The organism is Kitasatospora sp. NPDC023118 (genome assembly GCF_055560875.1).
Map to the genome: position 1 here is coordinate 40,708 of NZ_JBVHHW010000018.1, position 23,205 is coordinate 63,912.

Annotated in this window: 17 protein-coding genes; 4 read left to right on the plus strand and 13 right to left on the minus strand. The window is 72.8% G+C overall.

Annotation, left to right across the window (positions count from 1 at the left end; all coding sequences use genetic code 11):
* Window positions 1-44: 44 nt before the first annotated feature.
* Both ACZ3UD_RS23455 and ACZ3UD_RS23460 read right to left on the minus strand, forming a co-directional pair.
* Entirely contained in the window at window positions 45-1,736 is a 1,692-nt protein-coding gene (locus ACZ3UD_RS23455; RefSeq protein ID WP_465590892.1) for an enoyl-CoA hydratase-related protein, read from the minus strand.
* Window positions 1,737-1,855: 119 nt separating this feature from the next.
* Window positions 1,856-2,272, minus strand: a complete 417-nt coding sequence (locus ACZ3UD_RS23460) for a hypothetical protein (RefSeq protein ID WP_465590895.1) — start codon at window positions 2,270-2,272, stop codon at window positions 1,856-1,858.
* 371 nt (window positions 2,273-2,643) lie between these two features.
* Between ACZ3UD_RS23460 and ACZ3UD_RS23465 the strand changes: the two genes are divergently transcribed.
* Together ACZ3UD_RS23465 and ACZ3UD_RS23470 are read left to right on the plus strand one after the other, a co-directional pair.
* Window positions 2,644-3,069 carry an SsgA family sporulation/cell division regulator gene (locus ACZ3UD_RS23465; RefSeq protein WP_465590898.1) on the plus strand — a complete coding sequence of 142 codons (426 nt, stop codon included), beginning with the start codon at window positions 2,644-2,646 and terminating at the stop codon, window positions 3,067-3,069.
* A gap of 73 nt (window positions 3,070-3,142) precedes the next feature.
* Window positions 3,143-3,517 carry a cupin domain-containing protein gene (locus ACZ3UD_RS23470; RefSeq protein ID WP_465590901.1) on the plus strand — a complete coding sequence of 125 codons (375 nt, stop codon included), beginning with the start codon at window positions 3,143-3,145 and terminating at the stop codon, window positions 3,515-3,517.
* Between the two features lie 133 nt (window positions 3,518-3,650).
* On the opposite strand, the gene ACZ3UD_RS23475 is transcribed toward ACZ3UD_RS23470, so the two are convergent.
* The 3 genes from ACZ3UD_RS23475 to ACZ3UD_RS23485 form a co-directional block, all read right to left on the minus strand.
* Window positions 3,651-6,401, minus strand: a complete 2,751-nt coding sequence (locus ACZ3UD_RS23475) for an alkaline phosphatase family protein (RefSeq protein ID WP_465590904.1) — start codon at window positions 6,399-6,401, stop codon at window positions 3,651-3,653.
* Between the two features lie 70 nt (window positions 6,402-6,471).
* The gene (locus tag ACZ3UD_RS23480) at window positions 6,472-7,842 is read right to left on the minus strand and encodes an ABC transporter permease (protein ID WP_465590907.1); all 1,371 of its coding nucleotides are present in this window, start codon (window positions 7,840-7,842) and stop codon (window positions 6,472-6,474) included.
* Window positions 7,839-8,777, minus strand: coding sequence for an ABC transporter ATP-binding protein (locus ACZ3UD_RS23485; RefSeq protein WP_465590910.1), 939 nt, complete (start codon window positions 8,775-8,777; stop codon window positions 7,839-7,841). The genes ACZ3UD_RS23480 and ACZ3UD_RS23485 overlap by 4 nt, the downstream gene beginning before the upstream one ends.
* A gap of 360 nt (window positions 8,778-9,137) precedes the next feature.
* On the opposite strand from ACZ3UD_RS23485, the gene ACZ3UD_RS23490 reads away from it, so the two are divergent.
* Window positions 9,138-9,389 carry a hypothetical protein gene (locus ACZ3UD_RS23490; protein WP_465590913.1) on the plus strand — a complete coding sequence of 84 codons (252 nt, stop codon included), beginning with the start codon at window positions 9,138-9,140 and terminating at the stop codon, window positions 9,387-9,389.
* Between the two features lie 113 nt (window positions 9,390-9,502).
* On the opposite strand, the gene ACZ3UD_RS23495 is transcribed toward ACZ3UD_RS23490, so the two are convergent.
* The 6 genes from ACZ3UD_RS23495 to ACZ3UD_RS23520 form a co-directional block, all read right to left on the minus strand.
* Entirely contained in the window at window positions 9,503-9,658 is a 156-nt protein-coding gene (locus ACZ3UD_RS23495) for a DUF6131 family protein (protein WP_465590916.1), read from the minus strand.
* Window positions 9,659-9,937: 279 nt separating this feature from the next.
* Window positions 9,938-11,494, minus strand: a complete 1,557-nt coding sequence (locus ACZ3UD_RS23500) for a threonine/serine exporter family protein (RefSeq protein ID WP_465590919.1) — start codon at window positions 11,492-11,494, stop codon at window positions 9,938-9,940.
* Window positions 11,495-11,658: 164 nt separating this feature from the next.
* Window positions 11,659-11,943 carry a hypothetical protein gene (locus ACZ3UD_RS23505; protein ID WP_465590922.1) on the minus strand — a complete coding sequence of 95 codons (285 nt, stop codon included), beginning with the start codon at window positions 11,941-11,943 and terminating at the stop codon, window positions 11,659-11,661.
* A gap of 71 nt (window positions 11,944-12,014) precedes the next feature.
* Window positions 12,015-13,697, minus strand: a complete 1,683-nt coding sequence (locus ACZ3UD_RS23510) for a phospholipase D-like domain-containing protein (protein WP_465590924.1) — start codon at window positions 13,695-13,697, stop codon at window positions 12,015-12,017.
* A 176-nt stretch (window positions 13,698-13,873) separates the two neighbouring features.
* The gene (locus ACZ3UD_RS23515; RefSeq protein WP_465590928.1) at window positions 13,874-14,362 is read right to left on the minus strand and encodes a hypothetical protein; all 489 of its coding nucleotides are present in this window, start codon (window positions 14,360-14,362) and stop codon (window positions 13,874-13,876) included.
* A gap of 148 nt (window positions 14,363-14,510) precedes the next feature.
* On the minus strand, window positions 14,511-16,409 hold the full coding sequence (locus ACZ3UD_RS23520; protein WP_465590931.1) for an Ig domain-containing protein: 1,899 nt from the start codon (window positions 16,407-16,409) through the stop codon (window positions 14,511-14,513).
* 538 nt (window positions 16,410-16,947) lie between these two features.
* Here ACZ3UD_RS23520 and ACZ3UD_RS23525 point away from each other — a divergent pair.
* On the plus strand, window positions 16,948-18,153 hold the full coding sequence (locus ACZ3UD_RS23525; RefSeq protein ID WP_465590934.1) for a protein kinase domain-containing protein: 1,206 nt from the start codon (window positions 16,948-16,950) through the stop codon (window positions 18,151-18,153).
* On the opposite strand, the gene ACZ3UD_RS23530 is transcribed toward ACZ3UD_RS23525, so the two are convergent.
* Both ACZ3UD_RS23530 and ACZ3UD_RS23535 read right to left on the minus strand, forming a co-directional pair.
* A complete protein-coding gene (locus ACZ3UD_RS23530) occupies window positions 18,150-19,595 on the minus strand; it encodes a hypothetical protein (protein ID WP_465590937.1) in 1,446 nt (481 codons plus the stop codon). The two genes, ACZ3UD_RS23525 and ACZ3UD_RS23530, sit on opposite strands and share 4 nt — an antisense overlap.
* Before the next feature lie 3 nt (window positions 19,596-19,598).
* The gene (locus tag ACZ3UD_RS23535) at window positions 19,599-23,204 is read right to left on the minus strand and encodes an MFS transporter (RefSeq protein ID WP_465590940.1); all 3,606 of its coding nucleotides are present in this window, start codon (window positions 23,202-23,204) and stop codon (window positions 19,599-19,601) included.
* Window position 23,205: the final 1 nt, after the last annotated feature.

Sequence of the window (23,205 nt, forward strand, 5' to 3'; positions counted from 1 at the left end):
GACCGGGTCCCCCGGGGGGACGCAAGCGGGCGGGGCCGTTCGGGTCACGTCCGCGCGGCGGGCCCGGCGGGCGCGGGGCGCTTGCGGACGAACGCGGACCGCAGCGCGTGGTACGGCGATTCGGGGGTGAAGAACTGCCGGTGCATCACCGCGAGCTCCTCCTCCCGGTACGCGTCCAGCGGCTTCGCCCGCTCGTCGGCCTCGCGCGCGGCCTTCTTCGCCGTGATCCGGCGCTGGGTGGCGGGCGAGGCCGCGAGCAGCCCGGCCAGGCGGGCCGCGCTCGGCCCGAACTCCTGCGGCCCGCAGTCCAGTACGCGGTCGACCAGGCCGATCCGCTCGGCGGCCGCAGCCGACACCGGGAGCGCCTGCCGGGTCAGCCGCTCGGCCGCCGCCGCGCCCACCCGGCGCGGCAGGGTGTACGTCCAGTACTCCGAGCCGTACAGCCCCATCAGCCGGTAGTGCGGGTTGAGGACGGAACCGCCCCGGCACCACACCTCGTCCGCGGCCAGGGCCAGCATCACGCCGCCGGCCGCGGCGTTCCCTGCGACCGCGGCGACCACCAGGCGGTCGGTGGTGGTGAGCACCTCGGCGACCAGGTCGTCCATCGCGGTGATGTTGGCCCAGGACTCGGCCGCCTGGTCCGGCGCGGCCTCGATGACGTTGAGGTGGATGCCGTTGGAGAAGAAGTCCCGGCCGCCGCCGAGCACCAGCACCGAGGTCGGGCGCGCGACGGCGAAGCGGTACGCCGCCAGCAGCCGTCGGCAATGGTCGGTGGACATCGCGCCGCCCGGGAACGAGAAGCGCAGGAAGCCCACCGGGCCGTCCTCGCGGTAGCGGATGTCCGACCACGCCGGGCCGTCGTGCTCACCGGGCACCAGCGGCGCCGCCACCTCCGGCAGCGGCGGCAGCAGGGCGCCGAGGGCCGTCACCGCCGGGAGCTTGAACGTGGCGGGCCCGCCGGTCGTGCGGCGGCGGCGAAGTTCGGGGATCCACACTGCGCCGTCCGGGGTAGCGCGGCACACCGCGCCGGCCCGGGTGGCGAGCAGCTCGCCCGGTCGGCCGCGCAGCACCGGCTCGCGGCGGCCGCCGTGCAGGTACCACTCGCCGCCGCACAGCGTGTCGAGCACCCCGGGCTGGGAGTCGGCCGCGCGGAGCCTGCGCAGCACCGCCTCGGTGGAGTCGCCCGCCCAGTCGATCCGGCGCTCCTGCTGGCGCAGGAAGGGTCGGGTGCGCACCGCCTCCCGCCAGCCGGGGCCGTGCTGCGGCTGCGGCACGTACGCGCCCGAGGCGACGCGCTCCACCGCGAGCAGCGTGGCGGCCACGGCCGCGTCGGAGACCTCGTTGCGGTACAGGTCGCTCTTGCCGAGCGCGGGCAGCCGGCAGGGGGCCCAGGCCCAGACCGGTCCAGCGTCCATCTCCGCCTCGGCCTGGAGCACGGTGACGCCCCACTCGGCGTGGCCGTCCTGGATCGCCCGGTCGAGGGAGGACGGGCCGCGGTCGCCCGGCGGGCCGGGATGGACGATCAGGCAGGTGAGCTCCGACCAGACGTCCTGCGGGATCGCCGTGCGCAGCATCGGGGCGAGCACCAGGTCCGGCCGCAGGCGGTCAACCGCGTCCGTCAACTCATCGTCGTCACCGGCCAGTTGGAAGTCCACCGCGTGGCCCCGGTCGCGCAGTTCGGCATGCAGCCGCTGGCTGAGGCTGTTGAACGCGCTGGCGAGGAGCAGGATCCGCATGTCCGCCTCCGACGGTGAGGGCCTCCGGGAACCCGGAGATCATGTCCCCGCACCCGCCCGGCCCCCGGCCCGGCCGCCCCGCCGCGCCGCCCGTTCACTCGGGCGGCGGCGGTGCTCGCTCAGATCCAGCGACGGCGGCGACCGAGCAGCAGGACGGTCAGGGCGACGACGGCGATCCCCTCGGCCCAGGCGGCGAGCGTCTTGTCGCCGAACCAGACCGGCTCGTGCATGTTCGGCAACGGTCCGAGGGCGCCGACGTCCACGTAGCGGTAGAGCAGCAGCGCGCCGAGCCCGGAGGCGGCGACCAGCCAGGCGAAGAGGTCGCCGGACCGGTGCCGCCAGAGGATCAGCAGGACCACGGCCAGGCTCGCGGCGGCGGCCTCGGCGCGGAACAGCGTGCCCTGGGTGAGCGAGTCGCCGACGGCGTCGTAGCGCTCGGCGAGCCGGGCGTGGACGGCCGCGTCCACGGCGAGTCCGGCGGCGGCCAGCAGGCGCAGCACGAGGTGGTGGAGCCTTCGGCCTTCCGGGAGGGCCATGGCCGGTCAGCCGACCGTGAGGACGGCGGAGCGCAGGAGCGCGGCGGCTGGCAGGAAGGAGCGGGGGCTGGTCAGTCGCATGTCGGGACTCCGTTCGGGAAGGGGGCACTGACCCGAGCACGTATGTCGAGGATCCCGGCGGACAGGGCCTCCACCGCCAGGCCAAGGCCCCCGAACAGTCCGGTGTTTCATTCCCGCGGGTGACGGTGAGGGCCGGGGCTTGACCGCGCGGGGGCGGTCCGCTCGCGGTGTGCGAAGGGGTTGTGGAGGTTCCGGCCCCGCGCGGTGCCTCTCGGCGCACCGGGTAGGCGCCCCTCAGGTGCGCCGGTCCGCCCCGGACCGGCCCGCTGTGATCGCAGGAGGCCGATTCGATGCAGTTGTCCACGGTCCGCCCGGTGCCCGTCACGTTCCCGGACAGCGCGCTGCCCGACGTCCGGGTCGACGCCGAACTCCGCTTCGACACCAGTCTGCCGTATGCCGCCTGCCTGGCCTTTCCGCTGACTCCGTGCCGGTGCACGGGCGACGGCGCCCAGGTGTGCTGGTACTTCAGCCGTGAACTGCTGAGCGAGGGCCTGCACGAGCCCGTCGGCAGCGGCGACGTGTTGGTCCGTCCGGGTCCGGAGGGCGAGGTCCTCATCACCCTGCGGGGGCCCACCGGCAACGCGGCCGTGCTCAGCGCCCCGGGGGAGGCCGTCACCGCGTTCCTCTCGGACTCCTTCGCGCTGGTGCCCGCGGGATCGGAGTCCGACCACCTCGACGTCGACGCCGCCGTCGCCCGGCTGCTCGCCGACGACTGACCGGACGCACCCGCCCCTCCGTAGAATCCGCAGGTCGATCCCGCCGTACCCCACTCACCTGCAGGAGGCCGCGTTGACGCCCGATCCCGGACCCGGTGTGCTCACCCAGCTGGAGTCGCTGCTCCACGACGCTCCGGCCGAGCGGAGCGGGGCGCTGTGGCGACTCGCCGGGGAGGGGCGCCAGTTGGACGCGAACATCATCCGCCTGCCGCCGAACGCGGAGGTCGCCGAGCACGTGGAGCCGGACCTCGACGTCCTCGTCCAGGTGCTCGGCGGGAGCGGCCGCCTGGAGACGGACAACGGTCGACAGGCCCTCGCGCCCGGGTACACGGCCTGGCTGCCGCACGGCGCCCGACGGGCCCTCGCCGCGGACGCGGACGGCCTGGTCTACCTCACCGTCCACCGCCGCCGGCCCGGCCTGGCCATCCGCCCCGCCCCCGCTTCGTAGCGTGCCCGCGCCGGCAGGCGCGCCGCAGGGAACGGACGGGCCCCGAGCAGGCGTGGTGCCGGCCCGGGGCCCGCTCATGGTTCCCCAGCGGGATCAGCCGGAATCAGAGGGGATCGGGCGGTTCAGCGCGGGATCAGCCGTCGTTCTCCGCGGACGGCAGGTACGCGCCGGGCACGTCCTCGGGTGCGTGGATCTCGCTCTCGCCCGGGTACGGGGTAGTCCAGTTGTGGGTCTGGTACCAGGTCAGGTGGTTCATCTGCGCCGGGTTCGCGCGGTCCGGCGCGGCGTTCGGACCGCTCAGGCGCTGCTTGGACTTCCAGGCGTCCCACTGGTCCGCGACGGCGCGCTCCGCCGCCGGCGGCGCGGTCGTCACCGGAGCGGCGGCCGCGCTGCGGTCCTGCTGCCCGGGCACGTCGACGCCGCACGCGGGCGGCGTCTTGAGGCCGTCGGTCAGCGAGGTCCGGTTGGGCACCGCGGTGAACGGCGTGAAGTCCGGCTTGTCGGTGAAGGCCGTGGCCATCGGGCTGGCCGCGCTGTCCTTCTGGTTCATCGGGTGGATCCCGAGGATCTGCTCGATGGTGCGGATCATCGTGATCTGCGAGTAGTAGCGGCTGTCGACGGCCCCGTGCTGCGCCCAGGGGCTGATGATCTGGATCGGGGCGCGGTGACCGTCCACGTGGTCGAGGCCGGCCTGGGAGTCGTCCTCGACCACGAAGACGGCCGAGTCCTTCCAGTACTCGCTGTGCGAGATCTCGTCGACGATCTTGCCGACCGCCAGGTCGTTGTCGGCGACCTGCGCGGCCGGGCTGGCCGGACCGCCGGTGTGGTCGCTGGACAGCCACAGCATGTTGAGGTTCGCCGGGCCGTTCTGCTCGAAGTCCTGCTTCCAGATCTGGTACCGGTACTGGTCCGGCACGTCCAGGTCGAACTTGGGGAAGCCGGGCACCGACACGTCGTTGAGCGAAGGGATCGGCGACGAGGAGTTGAGCGGGTAGACGGTGTCCTGCCCGTTCGCGTCCATGGTCTTCGCGTCGCAGTACAGGTTCTGCCAGCTCGCACCGTCGGGCTTGGTGAGGAACTGCTGGAACTCCCCGAAGTCCCGCACGTCCTGGCCGGCCGCCTGCGCGCCGGTCCACAGGAAGCCCGACCTCTGGTGGCCCAGGCCGTCGTCCTCGGTGTCGTAGCTGCGCTCGTACTCGCCCGCCGAGGACTCGGTGTACTCCGGGTTGTCGGCCTGCATCAGCCAGTTGTGGCCCTCGGCGGAGTTCGTGCCGATGTCGTAGGTGTTGTCGTAGAGCCCGAACTGCTCGGCCAGCGCGTGCTGGTTGGGCGTCACGTTCGCGCCGAACTGGGCCAGCTTCGGGTCGCCGTTGCCCTTCACGAGGTCCCCGAAGAGCTGGTCGTAGGTGCGGTTCTCCTTGACGATCAGGAAGACGTGCTTGATCGTCGACGGGTCGCCGATCCGCGTCGGCACCGGCACCGGCTTGGCCTTGGGCCGGCCGGCGGTCTGCACCGACCCGCTGGTCCAGCCGTTCTGCCGGAAGACCTTGGCGGTCTGGGAGCGGATCTCACGGTCGCCGGGCAGCGTGAACTGGGTCAGGCTGGACGTGGTGTCGTGGGTGTTGTGCGCGCCGGTGCTGTTGGGCCGCCGCGCGTCGATGCCACGGGTGTTGGAGACGACCACCTTCGAGCCGACGGTGGTGATCTCGGCGGGGAAGTAGTCCGTGGGCAGCAGGCCGACGTAGCTGACCGGCTCCTGCGCCCCGCTGTAGCGGTAGACGGCCACCGCGTTGGCCCGGCCGAGGGTGACCAGCAGGTGCCCGTCGTCGGTGAGCGTCACGGCGGTGGGCTCGTAGCCCACCGAGGCCTCCGGCCACGGCTTGGTGGAGATGCTCTGCACCACCTTGTCGTGGGCGGTGTCGATGACCGACACCTCGTCACTGTTCGTGTCGGTGACGAACAGCGTCCCGTTCCTGGCGTACAGCGCCGTCGGGTGCAGGCCGACGTCGATGGTCCCGACGGCGGCGGACGGGTCCGCGAGGTCGATCACGCTGACGGTGCCCGTGGTGGTGGCACCGGTGTCCGGGTCGGCCACCACCTGGGTGCCGTAGGAGTTGATCGTGTCGTCGTCGGAGGTGGCCGGGCGTCCGCCCTCGTTGCCGACGTACAGCTTGTGGCCGACCTGCACGATGCCGCGCGGCGCGTTGCCGACCGTCCAGCTCCGCCCGATCGCGCCGGTCGCCGCGTTGATCGCGACCACCCGGTTCTGCCCGTTGACCGCCGCGTACACCGTCGAGCCGTCGGCGGAGAACACCGCTCCGGACGCCAGCGCGTGCTTGTCCCCGTCGGCCGGGATCGCCACCGTCACCGGGTTGGCCAGGGAGCCGTCGGCGTTCACGGTGAACTTGGTGTAGCCGTTGAGCTGGCCCAGCCACAGCTGCGAGCCGTCCGGCGAGTACACCGGGGCCTCCTGGCCGACCGAGCCGTCGGTCAGGTGCAGGTCGTCGCCCTTGGCCTTGCCGACGCGCTGCTGCACCTTGCCGGTCTTCAGGTCCACCACGACCAGCGACGCGTCGCCGTCGGCGACCGAGGCGGCCAGGTGACCGCCGTCCGGGCTGACCCGGGACGCCATGATCTTGCCGTTGTCGATGACCAGCCGATCCCCGTACGGAGCCAGGTACTGGTCGCTGGAGATGACCTGACCGTCGGCGGTGACCTGGCCGACCTGGTCGGTGCCGAACTGGTGGGTGGTCGCGAAAGCCGTGCCCGTGGCCACGGCCACCGCCGTGATGCACGCCGTGGCGAGAGTGGCCCGGCGGCCCGCACGCCGACCGGGAAGGACGAAGTGGTCCTTCCGGACGCGTCGACGACGCGTTACCTGCATGGCGTCAGCCCTTCGTTGAGTTCGTCGGGTTCGTTGACTTCATCGGGTGTGTCGCGGCCGCTGCGGCCGCTCAGTTCGTCCGGGAGGAGAGCAGTCCGACCTGACCGTCGAACTGCCACAGCGGGTTCGGCGCGTCCCCGGTCGGGGTGTGCACCAGGAAGTAGCCGTTCACTTCCTTGGGCCCGTCACCGTCGGCCATCAGCCGACCGTCCGAGGCCACGTCGAGTTGGTAGATCGCCGTCCCCGGCGCGGCCGTCCCCGGCAGGTACCAGGTGACGACGCAGCGCCAGTCGTTGCCCGGCCCCTGCGGATCGACCTGGCCGTCACCCCGGTCGCACGCCGCCGTGACCCGCAGCCGGTCCTCCGTGACGGCGGGGCGGTGCAGTTGCTCGGTCTGCAGCCGGTACAGGTGCGCGAACACGGTCGCGACCGACCGCTGCACCTTCGCCTGCGAGATCCCCGAGCCCGTCGAGGGCGTGGCCACCACGACCGCCCCGAAGGTCAGCGCGAGCAGCCCGGCCAGCGGCAGCACCCCGAAGGCGAGCGCGCGGCGCCCCGTGCCGTCCTCGCTGCCGTTGGTGAAGTCCCGCCGCATGAACAGCCGGTAGGCCGCCGCCGTCGCCACCACGACCCACACCAGGCTGACCGCGACGGCGATCAGCAGCTCGTCGAGCCGCGCCGGGTCCGCGAACAGCCCGTTCCAGGAGACGAAGGCGGAGCCGGGCAGCGCGAGCCGTAGCGCCACCGGCAGCGGCAGCATCTGGGCGAGCTGCATCGCGACCGCCGCCAGCGCGGGGACCAGCAGCCCCATCGGCGAGCGCCCCAGGATGACGGAGCCGAGCAGCCCGATCGCCGCCAGCGCCAACGTGGGCGCGAGCGCGCACCCCCACGCCAGCAGCACGCTCCCGGCCGCGTCCGACGGCGACAGCAGGTGCCCGTCGACGCCGACCAGCGGCCGGTTCCCGACCGCCGCCAGCCCGCCGACCGTGCTCGCGGCCACCAACCCGGCCACCAGCAGCACGAGCACGGTCGCGCTCGCCAGTGCCTTCGCCGCGAAGATCCGCCGCGGCGAGCGGACCGCCACCAGCAGGTGCCGCCAGGTGCCGAGCCGGTCCTCGACGGCGAACACGTCGCCGGCGACCACCGAGGTCAGCAGCGGCAGCGCCCACGAGCCCGAGAAGCCCAGCACCACCAGCGGGCCGGCCCAGCCGGTGGCGTGCATCCAGCGGCCGAACAGCGTGTCGGACGGCAGCGTGCCCTGCTGGGCCACCGCCGCCGTGAACAGGCCCGGCAGGGTCCAACAGACCAGCATCAGCAGCCGGATCCGCCACTGGGAGACGAGCTTGACCACCTCGAAGCGGTACACGCGGCTCACCGGCACCCGGTCCGCCTCCGGCGCGGCGCCGGTACGGGCCGTGGCCGTGGTGGGAGTCGTGGTCATTCCAGCCCCTCCTGCTGCTCGGTCAGCGCGAGGAACGCGGCCTCCAACGGCGGGATCACCGGCGCGACTTCGCGCACCCCCACGCCCGCGCGCACCAGCTGGGCCACCAACTCCTCGACGGCCGGCCCCGACGCGCGCACGACCAGTGCCCCGCCGGGTGCCCCGGTCTCCTCCACGCCCCGCACCCCCGCGGCGCCGGCGGCCACCCGCCGCGCGGCCTGCGGATCGGAGGTGAGCAGGCGATGTTCCAGCTCACGGCTCTCGGCCGCCAGCTTCTCCAGCGGGCCGGAGAAGCGGACCCGCCCGGTAGCGAGGATCGTGACCTCGTCACACAACGCCTGGAGGTCGTCCATGCGGTGACTGGACAGCACCACGGTCACCCCGTCGCCCGTGAGCCGCCGCAGCGCCCGGTGGACATGCTGCTTGCCCGCCGGGTCCAGACCGTTGGACGGCTCGTCCAGCACCAGCAGCCGCGGATCCGAGAGCAGCGCCGCGGCCAGCCCGAGCCGCTGCCGCATGCCCAGCGAGAACCCCCGCACCCGGTCGTCCGCGACGTCCGTCAACCCGACCTCGGCCAGCACCTCGTCGATCCGCCCCGCCCGTGCGTCCTGCCCGCGCAGCGCCGCCAGCGCGACCAGGTTCTTGCGCGCGGTCAGCGACGGATACAGCCCGGGCCCGTCCACGAACCCGGCCACGCCGTGCGGCGCCGCCAAGGCCCGCCCGACCGGTCTGCCCAACACCTCCAGCTCGCCGCCGTCGGCGACCGCCAGCCCGAGCAGCAACCCGAGCAGCGTCGTCTTCCCGGCCCCGTTCGGCCCGGCCAGCCCGTGGATCCGCCCCGGCGCCAGGTCCAGCCCGACCTCGTCGAGCGCCACGACGTCACCGAAGCACTTCGTCAATCCACGCGCCCGTACGGCAAGTTGTGTGTCGTCCATAGCCCCATCCCACAGTCCCCCAGGGAAGGTAGGGCGTTGACGGGCCGCAGACCAGAGCGCGTGGTTGAACACGGGTGGAACAGCAGACGGTCGCCTCCCCCGCGACAGAGCCGCCGGACGACGGCCTGACACGGGGCGCGAGGCTCCGGCTCAGGGGTCTTCGGCGGGCGGGCCGGCTTCGGGGCGGCCGAGGCCTGCCGGGAGCGCCGGGGCCAGGCCCGGGGGCGCGGCGTTCAGCTCCGGGTTACGGTCGACAGGCAGATGTGTCCCGGAGCCGGCCTCGTCCGCCTGGTGCGGACCCGGATCTCGGGGGCACCCGACTGATGGCCAGCCGCTGACTCCTCAGGAAGGGAGCGAGCCATGACCACGCGCGACGACAACGGGACCCAGCCGGACGAACCGGCGCAGGAGCGGTCCGCCGAGGAACGGTCGATCACGGCCCCCACCCCGGCCGACGTCCGGAGGAAGGCGGAAGGGAAGGTCGGGGCCCGGGAGCGGTCCGCCGAGGAGCGCTCGATCACGGCCCCCACCCCCGTCGACGTCCGGAGGAAGGCCGAGGCGGACGACGACCAGGGGCCGGAGCCGCCCGCGGCGGACACCGTGGCGCCTTGAGTCAGTGTGCCGCACCCGTCCGGCGACGGTCGCCGGGCGGGCGCGCACGGCTGTCCGCGTCGGCGTGACGAGATGCGGGCGCGGACAGGCGCTCGGGCGGGTCGGAAGGCGGGTCAGTAGTAATGGCGACGTCCACCGACGGCGTGCCCGAGGGCCCCGGCGACCCACAGGACGAGGCCGATGACGACCAGGATGACGCCGATGGTCCACAGGACCGGAATCCCGATGACGAAGCCGATGACGAGCAGGATGACGCCGAGCGCGATCACGATGTCTCCTCCCTGATGGTGACGGGGACGTTAGCGGGGGAGTCTGGCTGCGGCGCGCTCGGCGCCGACGCCACCCCTGGGCGGTGGAGCCGTCACTTCTCCGGCCGGTCCCATGAGCCGCGTCTACCGCTTCGCGGGCCCGGTAAACCCGTGACCGGCCCCGGGCGTCACCTGGCCGAAGGGCCTGGATCGCCGGTGAACAGGGCGCGGCGTTCCTCCTCGGTCAGCCCGCCCCACACGCTGTACGGCCCCCGCGCCTTCACGCCCGTCGACCGCTCCTCAGCGGCGGTGGCGGCCCCTGTGCCGTGGGGCACGACGGGCGGCCGGGGCCACACCCGGCGCCGGCAGGAACAGCCGGGCCACCTCGCGGCCCAGGTTCACGCCGATGGCGAGGGCCATCGCCGTGGCCGTGGCGCGCCCGAGGCCGCTGAGCCCCGTTTCGGGTTCGCCGCGCACGAAGGCGACCAGCCCGTAGTACAGCAGCGACCCGGGCAGCAGCGGCCCCAGGGCGGCGGTGACGAACGGCAGTGCGGAACTGCCCCGGTACCGGGCCATGAGCTGGCCGGACAGCCCCACCAGCACCGCGGCGAGGCCGGTGGCCACGATGGGCTCCCCGCCGGCGCCGACCAGCACGTTGTACGTCGTCCAGCCCGCCCCGCTGTTGACCATCACGCCCGGCAGCGTGCCCGGCTCGGTGTTGAGTAGCATCGCGAAGGTCAGGGTGAGCAGGATCGCCGCCGCCAGTTGGAGCGGCGGGTTCGACGCCGAGGCCGGTACGCCCTGGGCCGCCAGGTCGGCGCCGTTGTTGACGCCGACGTAGAGCACGGTCATCACCCCGACGACCACGCCCGCCATCAGGTACAGCACTTCCAACAGCCGCGCGGCGGCGGTGAGGTAGAAGCCCGCGAGACCGTCCTGCACCGCCGCCACCATGGGCCAACCGGGCAGGAGCGCGTACAGCCCCCCGGTGATCACCACCGACCCGCGCAGGTGCAGCTGGTTGAAGGACATCAGGATGCCGACCACCGCGGCCGGGGTCGCGGCCGTCGCGATCCGGTAGAAGTTCGGCAGGTCGTGGCGCCCGACCAGCGCCGAGAGCCGGTCGCCCGCCATGGCCGTGACGACGGCGCTGACGAACACCAGCCAGGCCCGGGCGTCGGCCCGGCCGCCGACCAGCAGCGTCGCGGCGCCGGCCAGCAGGCCGGAGGAGAGGACCAGGGCCCACGCGGGGTAGCCGCGGCAGTGCCGGCGCACGGCCCGCAGTCGCTGGTGGGCGTCGTTCACGCCGAGGCCGCCGACGGTGATCTCGGTGACCAGCCGGAAGAGCGCCGCCAGCCGCGCGTAGTCCCCGCCGGGGTGGTGCACGGACCGCTCGGCCGTCACCGGCGGCTCCCGGGGGCCCTGCTGGTAGGAGATCGCCACCCGGGTGAAGGTCACCTGGGGATCGCAGGGCTGGGCCCGGTAGGTCCGCGCGACGGCGAGCATGGCGGCCTCGACGTCCTCCGCGGCCTCGCCGCAGGCCAGCATCAGCTCGCCCACCAGCAGCACCAGGTCCAGAACGGCGGCCACCTCGGCGGGCCCCGGCCCATCCGTGCCGGTGCCGGCCACGGCGCCGTCGCCGTCGCCGACCAGCGGACGGGCGGTGGTCGGGGTGCGCAGCAACGGCAGCATCAGGTCGGGCCAGGGGGCCGCCGCGTCGATGCCGGTGCTCTCGCCCCCCGCCCCGGGGGCGGGGTCGGCCTCCTGGGCCTCGCCGGACTGTCCCTGCCGCGGCACCCGTCGGCTGGCCGAACCGTCCGCCTCGGCCCGCACGCCGAACCGCTTGTGTTCCGGCATCTTCGCTCCCTGCACCACCCCCACCCGACTACTTTTCGCACCCATTCGAGTACCCGGAGCCATCGATTCGTGAACGTTGTGACTGGAGTGCGGGCGGCCCGTTCGCGCCCGGCGTCCGGGTACGGCCGGACGCCGGCCGCTGGTGCGATCGCCCGAGGACCGGCTCAGGCGGATGGGGCGGGCCCGGCGGCCGACCGGTTCCCGCGGGTCTCAGCCGGGGCGCTCCCGGGTGAGCCGGTAGTGCCGCGGGTCGGCGATGCCAGCTCCAGGGACTCCCCGTACTGGGCGTCGCTCTCGATCGCCCAGTGGCCGGGCTCCGCCACCGCGCCGCCCGTCCGGTCCCACCCGGGGCCGTCACCGGCCCGCACGTCGGCAGGCCGGGTGCCCAGCAGCCGGTGGACCGCGGCGTCCACCTCACGGGCGTCGCCGCCGGGTGGCAGCTGCTCCACCGGACGCTCCCCGGGCGGCAGGGCCGTCCCGTCGAGCGGCCAGGGGCCCGGGCCCCTGGCCGTCACGGACGTCAGCCCTGGCAGAGGCCGCGGGTGTAGTCGTACGTCGCGGCGGCCTGCGAGTACTGCCACTGCGGGGCGAGCAGTTGGTCGTCGAGCTGCGTCGCGGCGGTGCGGTTCTCGACGAGATAGCCGAAGTCCTGCAGCCAGGCCGGGTAGAGGTTCTTGGAGCCGATGAAGAAGGCGGATCCGTCGACCGAGACCAGCTTGTGGTGCAGCGCGTAGGGGTGGCCGTCGGCCCAGGTCGAGGTGGGGGCGGCGCGGAACGGGGCGAGCTGGAGGTTCCGGCACATCGCCGTCCTGGCCCGGCCCGGGTCGCCGAGGCGGGCGGTGAGGCGGGCGGCGAGGGTGTCGCTGATCTCGTTGAGGGACTTGATCTGCGAGTAACCGCCGCTGCCGACCGCGCCCCGGTTGCCGGGGTCGCTGACCACAATGCGGACCTTCACGCCGTCGGCGAGCTTGGCCGCGAGCAGGTCGAAGAGCCGCACGTCGTAGCGGGGCATCGGCGGGCAGGTGCCGGTCACGTCCTGCTGGGAGATGTCGATGCGGCTGCTCGCGCTCGCGATCAGCGCGCGCAGGGCGTTCTCCTCGGGGTTGACCGTCTCGTAGTCGCGGTCGCCGTTGGTGTTGTCGTGCAGGCCGATCGGCCCGCACTTGGTGTCGGCGGCGCTCGGGACCGGGCCCGGACGGTAGGCGGAGGCGGGGTCGGCGCCACTGATCCCGACGCCCAGGCCGCCGACGGCGATCACCGGCAGGCCCCCGGTGGCGGGCACCTGGTCGGTCGGCGGGTTGAGGCGCTGTTCCAGGTCGGGGGTGCAGGCGGCGCCGTTGGTGGAGGCGAACCAAGCGGCCGAGAAGGTCCCGGTGTTGCGGCAGGTCCAGTCCCACAGGGTGTCCAGGTAGGCGCCGGCGGAGGCGGCGGCCGGACCGGTCAGCGCGAGGTCGACGTCGGTGACCGGGTGGGCGGTGTCGAGGTAGTCGGCCTTCCAGTTGTTGATCCCGCCGGTTATGACGCTCTGCCCGTCGACGACCAGCAGCTTGGAGTGGTTCCAGGAGAACGCGGTCTTGGCGGTGGTCATCGAGGCGACCTCGACGGTGACGCGGCCGGCGGCGTCCCCGAGCTTGGCCGTCAGGTCGTCCCGGTACTTCGACGGGAGCGCGGTGATGTTATAGAGCGGTGCGGCCCCGGCGAGGATCCGCACGTGCGGCGTGTTCCCGGCGGCCACCGAGGCCTTGAGGCCGGCCACGATGGCGTCCTGGAAGGCGCCGTCCGGGAAGGGCGCGAGGGTCGAGATGTCGACGGTCCGGGTGGCGCGCGAGATGTTCTCCCGCATCTTGTCGAGCAGTCGGCGGGTGCCGGTGCGCTCGGCGCAGGAGGGGTCGCCCCAGCAGCCGGGGGTCTGCAGCAGCCAGCCGCCCGGATCGCCGGACGGCGCGTCGAGCCGGTTGCCCGCCGTACGCTGCCACACCGTCCCCTCCAGGCCCGGGGACACCTGACGCAGGGTCTGTTCCACCGCGTCCAGGTGCGGGGTGGCCTCGGTCTGCGCGGCCGGGGCCGGGGCCTGGGCCTGAACCGGCGCGGGAGCGGGAGCGGCTGACGCGGGGGCAGCGGGCAGCGCGCAGACGGCGGCGACGAGGGCCAGCGCGGAACCGGCGAGACGACGGCCGGAACGGCGGGGCTGGTGATCGAGCACGTACGAGTCCTTCACGAGAGGCCGGGCATGTTCACCCGGATGACACCATTAAATTACCCTAAGGTAACCTGATCGGATGTCAGGGCCCCATCAAGGCAGGCGTACCGTCACGTCCCCGGCCTCGGGTACGAGGCCGGGGACGTGACGGCGGGTCAGGAAGACCTCCGGACCACACGTCAGCCGGTGACCTCGATCGTGACGTCGTACGTGCGCTGATCCGGCCCGCAGTTGAGGGCCTCGCCGCAGATGGTGCGGGAGGCGGCGAGGTGGGCCGTGCCGGGCGTGCGGGCGGTGAAGGAGGCGGAGACGGTGCCGCAGCCCCCGCCGGGCCGGCAGGAGGGGGACGCCGAGGTGCTCGGGGAACCGGCCGGGCTGACCACGTCCGGGGCGGAACTGGTGGCGGCGGACCAGTAGGTGCTGTGCAGGTCGACGGAGATCGTCGTGCCGACGGCGACCTTCAGGGTGGTGTGGTTGGCGTGTTCGTCGGCGGTGACGGCGGCCCCCGCGCTCGCGGTCGTGGACGCCGGAGCGGACGTGGACGCCAAAACGGACGTGGACGCCGGAGCGGGCGAGGCCGTCGAGGTGCCGGCCGAGCCGCAGCCGGCCAGGGCGAGCAGGGCGCAGGCGCAGGTCAGAGCGATGGTGGTGGGTCTTCTCAGGTTCACAGTGGTTCCCTTGTGCCGATGTGCGAGCGGTGCCGGTTCGACGTACCGGAGGCCGGTTCGGATCCCTCGACGACCAAAAACTCGAAGACCAAAAAACCGCACCGGGGCGGGCCCAAGGCCCACCCCGGCGCGTTCGGCGCGTCGATCGTCAGGAGACGGTCACGTCGTCGTAGTAGGTGTAGGTCGGGTCACCCGGGTAGTTGTCGTCGTGGTTGCTCAGGGTGAGCGTGTACGAGTGACCGGGGGTGACGGCCGCACTCTGGTTGGTCCAGGTCGCGGTGGCGGCGCAGGTCTTGGCGAGGACCGTGGTGGTCGTGCCGGTGGTGTTGTCCTTCAGCGTGGCGGTGGCCCAGTCGTAGGTCACGGTGTCCGGGCAGGTGCTGCTGTACCAGAAGGACACCTTGCTGGAGCCGGTCGGCGCGGTGAAGGTCTGGGCGATCGAGGAGTCACCGGTCGGGTTGGTGGAGCCGACCATCGCGCCGTAGCTGCCGCTGTGGGCGGCGGCGGTGGTGGCGGAGGCGGAGCCGGCGGCGGTCCAGCCGGTCAGGCTGCCGGTCTCGAAGTCACCGTTGGTGACGGCGTTGCCGCCGCCCGAGGTGGAGGACTCGGTCCAGGTGAAGGTGGTGTTGCCGGCGGCGCCGGTGGTGTCGGTCGCGGTGACCGTCACGCTGGAGGTGCCGGCGGCGGTCGGCGTGCCGGAGATCAGGCCGGTCGAGGAGTTGATCGACAGGCCGGCGGGCAGGCCGGTGGCCGAGTAGGTCAGGGTCTGACCGGAGGCCGAGTCGCTCGCGTGGACCTGCAGGCTGGCGGCGGTGCCGACCGTGCCGGTCTGGTTGCCCGGGTTGGTGACGGTGACCGTGTTGCCGTGGGTCAGGATGGCGTGCGAGATCGCGCAGGAGTTGGTGTCGTTCGACCAGCTGGCCTGCTCGGCGAAGCTGCCGTAGGAGCCGAACGAGACGTTCGCGGCGCCGCCGGTGCTGCCGGGCTTGATCCAGGCGCACTCGTCGGAGTTCTCCTGGCCGTTGTACGAGCTGCCGCTCACGTGGTTGGTCCAGCCGCCGGCCGGGTTCTGGTCGGACATCATCTCGTGCCACTCGTGGCCGAGGGTCATCGTCCAGCCGTCCAGCGTGCCGGGCGAGTTGACGAAGCCGACGCCGCAGTTCGCACCCTGGTCGATGTTGTACGGCTGGTTGGAGAAGGCGATGTCGCCGTAGGGCGAGGTGGCCGCGCCGCCCGTGAGGGTGGTGTCACCGTTCCAGTCGTGCCAGGCGCAGTACCCGGTGGTGGGGTTCTGGTAGTCGTCCGGGTTGGTGCCGTGCGGCGACAGGACGATGTAGTACGCGTCGCGGTTGGAGGCGGCCGTGGTGTTGCCGAAGTGGCCGGCGGCCTTGACGGCCTCCTGGGCGAGCTGATTGCCGCTGGCCTGGCTGGGCGAGGCGGCCGCGTTGTCGTACCAGACGCCGGACAGGACGCCACCGCTCTGGTACGGGATGAAGTTGGCGTTCGACGGGCAGCTGACCGCGCCGGAGGCGACGTTGGGGCCGTCGCACCACTGGGTCAGGTCCGCCGACCAGGTCTCGCCGTTGGTGCCGATGCCCTTGAACATCTGCTGGGTGGCACCGGCGGCGCCGGCCGAGTCGCCGGAGAACTTCGCGTTCCCGTTGGCGTCGGTGGTCTGAGTGCCCCACTGGTTGCCGTAGAAGACCAGGTAGACCTTGGAGTGGCCGCTCTGCACGCCGATGCCGTCGACGCCACCGCCGTAGGACAGCGTCTGCTGGCCGGTGGCCGCGGCCTGGTTCTGCGCGGCGAGCCACTTCTTGTAGTTCTCGTGCTGCTTCATGCCCGGCACCGCGCCGTGGCGGTACTGGTGCCCGTTCTGCGGGTTCCAGGGGTTGAACTCGTTGGCGGTGCTGCCCGAGGAGCTGGAGATGTCCTGCGCGGCGGCCGGTCCGGCCGCACCGACGAGACCTGCGGCGGCGAGCGCGAGTGACGCGATTCCGGTGAGCGCCGCGTACTTCGCGCGCCGCGTACTGCGGGAGTGACCCATGGGGTGAGGGTGCCTCTCTCATAACCGATCGCCCGAACGGCTGGGGGGCCGCGGAACGATCCCTTTGTGGGGAAGGGAACTGACGGCGAATTCCACCGATCGTCAAAATCCGGCATGTGTTCCGACACCCGGAATTGACTGCCCGTCGGTGGACGGCCGTCTGCTGGGAATGAAGGAAAGCAGAGCTGATGAACGCGGGTCAACGGCGAAGGGTAAGGAAATATTAAGAGTGGGCTTCCGGGCAGGTGAAAGGCCCGGTGCACACCCAAGTTGACGCGTGTAGCCATTCACTGAATACGCCTCAGAAGACTGTTTTCCCATTCAGTGAAACGTCGCGCCCTCAACATTTTCATCATTGACTGTGAACGGCGTTCGCAGCCCCCGAGCGCGACGGCATCACCCACGGAAAAGGACCGCGACGACCGGAGTCGCCGTGGCGGGAAAGACCGGTTCGACCGCGAAGCCCACACCCGATGGCCCCCGGTGGGGTTCGGCGGGAGACTGGCCGTGGGGGTCGAGGCACGGTTGGAGCGCAGCGATGGGCGATGGGCGGACCCTCGACGAAGTGATCGCCGCCGACGGCCCGCTGCCGCCGCGCGAGGCGGCCCGGGTCGGCGCCCAGATCCTGGCCGCGCTGGTCCGGGGGCACAGGTCGGGGCGGGTACACGGGGCCGTCGAGCCGAGCCGGGTGGTCCTGGAGCAGGGACGAGCGCTGCTCACCGCGTTCGCAGCCGAGCCGCTCAAGGGCTCCCCCGACTACCTGGCGCCCGAGCGGGCCGCAGGTCGTCCGCCCGGCCCCGAGGCGGATCTGTGGTCGCTGGGGGCCACGCTGTACAGGGCCGTGGAGGGCCGACCGCCGGCGGAGCAGCCGCCCGAGCCGCGTCGGGCCGGTCCGCTCTCACCGGTCATCGTGTCGCTACTGCGCCCGGACCCGGCGCAGCGGCCGGGCGCCGAGTGGACCGGGCACATGCTCGACCGGGTGGCGGCGGGCTTCACCGTCGGCCCGGCGACCGCCGAGGCCCTGCCGCCCCGGGAGCCGGCCGCGGCACCCCCTGCGACGGGTAAGCCGCCTCCGGCTGTGCGGCGGCCCTGGGTGCTGGTCACGGCGGTGGTCCTCGCGCTGGCGCTGATCGGCGGGTTGGTCCTCCTGCTGGCCGGCCGCGGTACGCATCACCAGGCGGCCACCACGGCGCCGTCCACGCCGCCGTCGGCCACCGCACCGACGACACCCGGGACGCCCACGACCCCGCCGCCGACACCCGGGACACCGTCGCCCCAGCCCCCGTCGACCGCTCCGCCGCAGACCCCGGGGGCCTCGGTGCCCCCCGGCTACGTCGAAACCACCGACCCGGCGGGCTTCAGCTTCGCGGCTCCCACCGGGTGGACGCGGAGCGACAACGGCATGGGCGCCGGCGACTACTCACCGGACAGCGGCGGCCACGTGCTGCGGTTCGCCCTCATCCCCAACCCTTCCAAACAGGCCCCCCTCGACGGGTTCCGCCAGATCGAACAGTCACTCACCCAGCAGGGCGGCTACACCCGGATCGACCTGCGCGCCAACACCTACCAGGGCAATCCGGGTGCCTACTGGGAGTTCACCTTCGGCTCGTCCCACGTGGGCGCGCAGTCCTTCCTCGCCCCGAACGGCACCGAGTACACGATCTACCTCTCCACCCCCGACTCCGACTGGGCCTCCTACCAACCGGTCCTCACCACCGCGCTGAACACCTTCACGATCCCTTAGGTCCCGATCTCCTCGATCCGCCGCCCGTCCACCCAGGCCGACCAGCCGTTGGAGCAGACGATGTGCGCCCAGTCCCCGGCCCGTTCGAGCAGCTGCAGCTCCACTCTCCCGTCGATCCGGGTGACGGCCGTGAGCGCCGGGTCGGGCGCGGTCCAGGCGGACATGCCGCCGGACGGGACGCGGTGCGTGGGCCGGAAGGCGGGTGCGGCGGGCGGGGCGGGTGGCGCCGGGGACGCGGGCGGGCGGCTGAGCGGTTCGGTCACCGCTGCCGTCACCGTCACCGCCTCCGTCCTCGGACGGTAGACCTCCTCGGGCAGGGTCAGCTCCGGGATCGGCCGCAGGAAGTCGCGGGCCAAGTTGCACGCCTCCACGACGCCGAGCGCCCGCAGGCCGAAGCGGACGGCCGACCAGTCCTGCCCGGCCCGGGTGAGGCCCTGGCTGACCAGGGCCCAGACGGTCGGCTCGGTCACCACGAACAGGACCATGTCCTCCTGCGCGACGGGCCGCCCGGCCTCGTGACCGACCACCTGGACGTCGTGCAACGAGAGCAGGCTGATCCAGGTGAACAGCGTGCCCGCGAACGTCGCCAGCGTGAGCCCGAGTTCGTAGGCCGGCGGATCGCCCGCCCCGGCCCGCTCGACGTACCCGGTCTCCTCGTACCGGCGCAGCTCCCGCTCGGCGAGGGCGGCGGTGACCGGCGGGAGGGTCGTGCCGGTCCCCCCGCCGGGGTGCATCTGGGTGGCGAACAGCTCCGCGACGACGTGGGCGATCCACCGCCGGTCGGCAACCCGCAGGGCGTCGTCCTGGGCCTCCAGGACGTCCGCCAGGGTGATGGTGACCGGCACCGGTTCCGTCCGCCGTCCGGCGAAGGAGCGGAAGAAGGCGGCCTTGTACGCGTCGACCAGCACCAGCAGGAAGGCCAGTTGCTCGGCGGTCAGCTCCTCCTCCGGCAGCGGCATCGGCTGACCGCTGGAGAACTGGACCTGGAGCTGCACCCACCATTCGAGGTCCTGGTGCGAGAAGGGGGCCATCAGCTCGTACCCGCCGTCCAGCGTGGGTCGCAACCCGACGATGATGTCCTCGGACAGGCGGGACGCGTACAGCCGGCACTGGGTCGGCGCGCTGTTGAACAGGGCGCTGCGGGCGTCCACCACCCGGTCGGGGACGGCGAGCGGGGTCAGCGCGATCCGTACGGCGGTCGTGGGCAGCTCGGTGAACTCCCGGAGCAGCTCACCGACTTCGCGTACCGGCCCGGTCGCGCCCAGGACCGGGACGGCCAGGTCGGTGAGCGGTGACAGTACGCCGGGCTCGGGCAGCCCCAAGTGACGTACCAGCGGCGCGAATTCGGCCCGTTCGAGGCGGATGGTGCGGGCCAGGCCGCCCGGCGAGCGCTCGGGCGTCTCCATACCGGCAGCCGCCGCGCCGGTGGCTTCGGTGTCCATGGCTCACTTTCCTTCCGCCGGTTCGCCCCCGCGTGCCGGGCCCGAGGAGATGCCCTTGACCACGTTCCCGGCCTGCCCGCCGACCGCCTGCACGACGTGACCGCCGAGGTCGCCCAGGCCGGGACCGGGCAGGGTACGGAAGGCGGGTTGCGACGCGCCGTGCCCCTGGACGAAGGCCGCCAGGTTCGAATCGACCTGCTCGGCCAGGCCGTTGATCGAGGTGCCGAACTTCTGCTTGGACAGGAGCTCCATCTGCGACGGGGTGTAGATGCCCCTGCCGCAGTCGCCCAGGAAGGACTTCATGTCCATGACCCGCTGGTAGGCCGCGGGGTCCGCGCCCTTGTAGTAGTACATCATCGGTTCGAGCTTGCCGGAGATGTCCTTGGCCACGCCCCGGGCAGTCTCCTGAAGCGCGCTCCCAGGGCTCAGCTCTTTCGGGTTCATGTACGCCTTGTAGGTGGTCACCGACCCGGTCTGCGCGGCCCACTTGGGATCGGGCGGGTAGGCGAGGGCATCATTCTTGAGCACCGGCAGATCCTGGTACGCCTCCGGATGTTTGCTCTGGGTCACGGCCTGCAGGGCCTTCCCCGCGTCCTCGGCTTTGCCGCCCGTGGCCTCGGCGTACGCCTGGTTGTACGCCTTCTGGAACGCGTCGTTGGCCTCGGGGGCAGTCACCGGCACACCGTTGAGCGTCAGTTGATTGGCGACCTTCAAATTCTTGAGCTCCTTGTACAGGTCCTCGGCCCGCTGCGAGGTGGGCGAGGCTTTCTCCAGCTGCGCCAGGGTCTCGCGGTACGCCATCTGGTTCAGGGCCAGGTCGCGGTCCATCCCGACGGACCCCTTGCTCTTGGCGTTGCGCAGGTCGGTCAGGTCGCCGACGGTCAGATCCCGTCCGCCTCGCTGGAAGCCCTGGGCGTTGAGGGCTTTGACGGTGTCCTCCTGGGCTTGCGTCAGCATCGGTTCGAGGGCGCCCGCGTAGTCACCCTGGATCTCCTTGGGGACCGTCTTCAGGGTGGCCTTGCCCTGGTACAGGAGGTTGGTGTCGATGACCTTCTGCCGGAGTGCCTGCTCGGCCGCGGCGATCTCCGCCGCGCTCGCCCCCTGGGCCTTCAGGGTCTTCAGGTCGGTCGCCATCTGCTGGAACTCCTGCGCCGCCTTCCGCCCGGCGGCCTGCTCGGTGAGGAAGGCGGCGTCGGTGGCGGCGTTGGCCGTCGGGACCGGGCCGGGAGGCGGCTGGCCGCCGTACAGCTTGCTCAGCGTGGGGGTCTCCTTGACCGCCTCGGCCGCCGCCGGGCCGATGTTCTTCAGGCCGAGCGAGTGCAGCCCTACGGCGTTGCCGAAGTCCTGGACCATGGCGAGCGCGATCGAGAGCCGACCGGCCTGCGGCGCCGGGCTGTTGGGGTCGATGACCTGGCCGATGGTGGCCTGGTAGGCGGCCTGCACGGTGTTGATCGGCAGCACCGCGTTCGCCGCGCCGAGCAGGGCGTGGCCGAGCCCGCCCTCCTCGTACCCGACGCCGAAGCCCTGGACGGCGTTGCGGCCGACCATGAACGCCCCGAGCTGGGCGGCCCCGGCGGCGGTCAGTGGCACCGCGAACGGGGCCAGCAGCATCTCCCCGGCGATGGCGACGTGCTGCCACCCGACGGCGGCGGCCTCGTGCTCCTGAGCCGCGATCGAATCCAGTTCGGCGGCGGCCGCCTCCGCCTCGTTCCGACCCTGGGCCTGGGTGAGCAGCGCCGTGGACATCTGGCGCAACGCACCCTCGGTGTCGCTGCCCGGGGCGCCGCTCTCGATCTGCTGCAGCACCCGGTTGGCCATCTCGAACTGGCCGGGCGGGAGGTGGTCGATCAGGTTGCTGAGGTAGTTCTCGCGGGCCTCCGTCGCGTCCAGCTGGTGCAGGTAGTCGGTGTAGTCCGCGTCCCGCTTGGTGCTGGCGGCGAGGAGCTTGTCCCTGCCGTCGTCGCGGGCCGTCTCCCGGGCTTCCAGTCCCTTCGTGTTGGCGTCCCGGAGATTCTTCTCCAGGTCCGTGATGGTCTGCAGCTGGTCGGGAGTGAGGCCCTTGGCCGGGTCGACGTCGTCGAGCAGGCCCTGCAGCCGCTGCCAGTAGTGCGACGGGTTGTCGGGGTCGGGGTCGTAGTAGTTGGCGCCGCTCAGTGCCTGGAGCCGGTCCCGGATCGCCTGGGCGGGGTCGGGTGCGGGCGGCGGCGCGGGCGCGGGAGCAGGAGCGGGGGGCTGGTCGGGTATGGGCTGGGCGTCCCCGCTGGGCCCTTCGTCCAGTGGCTCGGGGCCGGGCGGCAGGTCCGGGAGCACGGGCGGCAGGTCCAGGAGCGCCGGTACCGGTTCCTCCGGCGGGAGTGCCGGGAGCGGTCCGGCGTCCACCGGGAAGTCCGCCCGCGCGCTGGGCAGGGTCAGGGCCGGGTCCGCCATGCCCTGCGCGTGGCGCCAGTTGAGGTACTGGTTGAACTCGGCGTCGGTGGGCGGGTCGGTGAAGCCGGGGTGGGTGGCGCGCCAGCGCTGGAAGGCCGGGTCGTCCAGCAGCCCCTGGATCCAGTTGTTGATCGCCTGGCGGTCCCCGGGCGGCATGTTCGGCCGCGGCTGCCAGGGCGGTTCGCCGCCACCGTCCGGGCCGCCGTCATCCGGGCCGCCGCCCGGCTCGCCCGCCAGGGCGCCGGCCAGATTGCCCAGGAACGAGCCCAGGATCCCGCCTGCCGCCGCCGCGGCCGCCCCGGCCGCGGCGTACCGCAGCACCGTGCCGCTGCCGGTGCAGCTCAGCCAGGCCTGGCCCCGGAGCTTGCATTCAAGCGATCCGCCGTCGTCGGCGTGGGCCGGGATCGCGTCGGTGATCCCGTGCAGGAGCAGCACGGCGCCGACCAGCAGCACGACGCAGGCGGTGGCGGGCGGACGCGCACCGGTGACGGAGATCAGGACGGCGGCCAGCGCGAGGGCGCCGGCCAGGCCGTACTTGACCGGGCTGTCGGTGATGAGCGATGCGACGATCAGCGACACGGCGGAGCCGAGCAGGCCCACCGTCATGCCGGTGATCCCGGTGATGCGGTGGTGGCGGGTCGGGGCGACCTGTTTGACCACCGCCGACCAGATCCGGCGCAGGAACGTCGACACGATGCTCCCGAGCACGGTCGGTGCTCCCGCGAGCACGCCGACGGCGAGCACCGCCCCGGCCGCGGGCGCGACGATCTGGGCGGCCAGCAGCGCGACCGCCGCGCCCCACAGCAGGTGGACGGAGGCTGACCGGTCGCCCCGGACCAGCCCGGCGAGCGTTTGCGGCAGCGCGCGCAGGTCGGCCAGGAAGCGGGTGGTGCCGACGGCGTGCCAGTAGCCGAACACCCCGAACAGCACGGCGGTGAGCAGGCCCCAGAACAGCGCGCCCTGGAAGAAGTTGCCGTGGCTGGTGGCCGGCGCCCCGTGCGGCACCTTCCGCCAGCCGCCGTAGCGGACGGCGATCAGGAAGACGTTCACGGTGTAGCCGATCACGCCGCCGACCACGGCCCCGGTCACGGCGGACCAGACGTGCTCGCGTAGCCACCCGGGCAACCGCCGGACGACGTCGCCGATGGTGGGGACGGTCTGCTGGGCGGTTGCGGTGGTCATC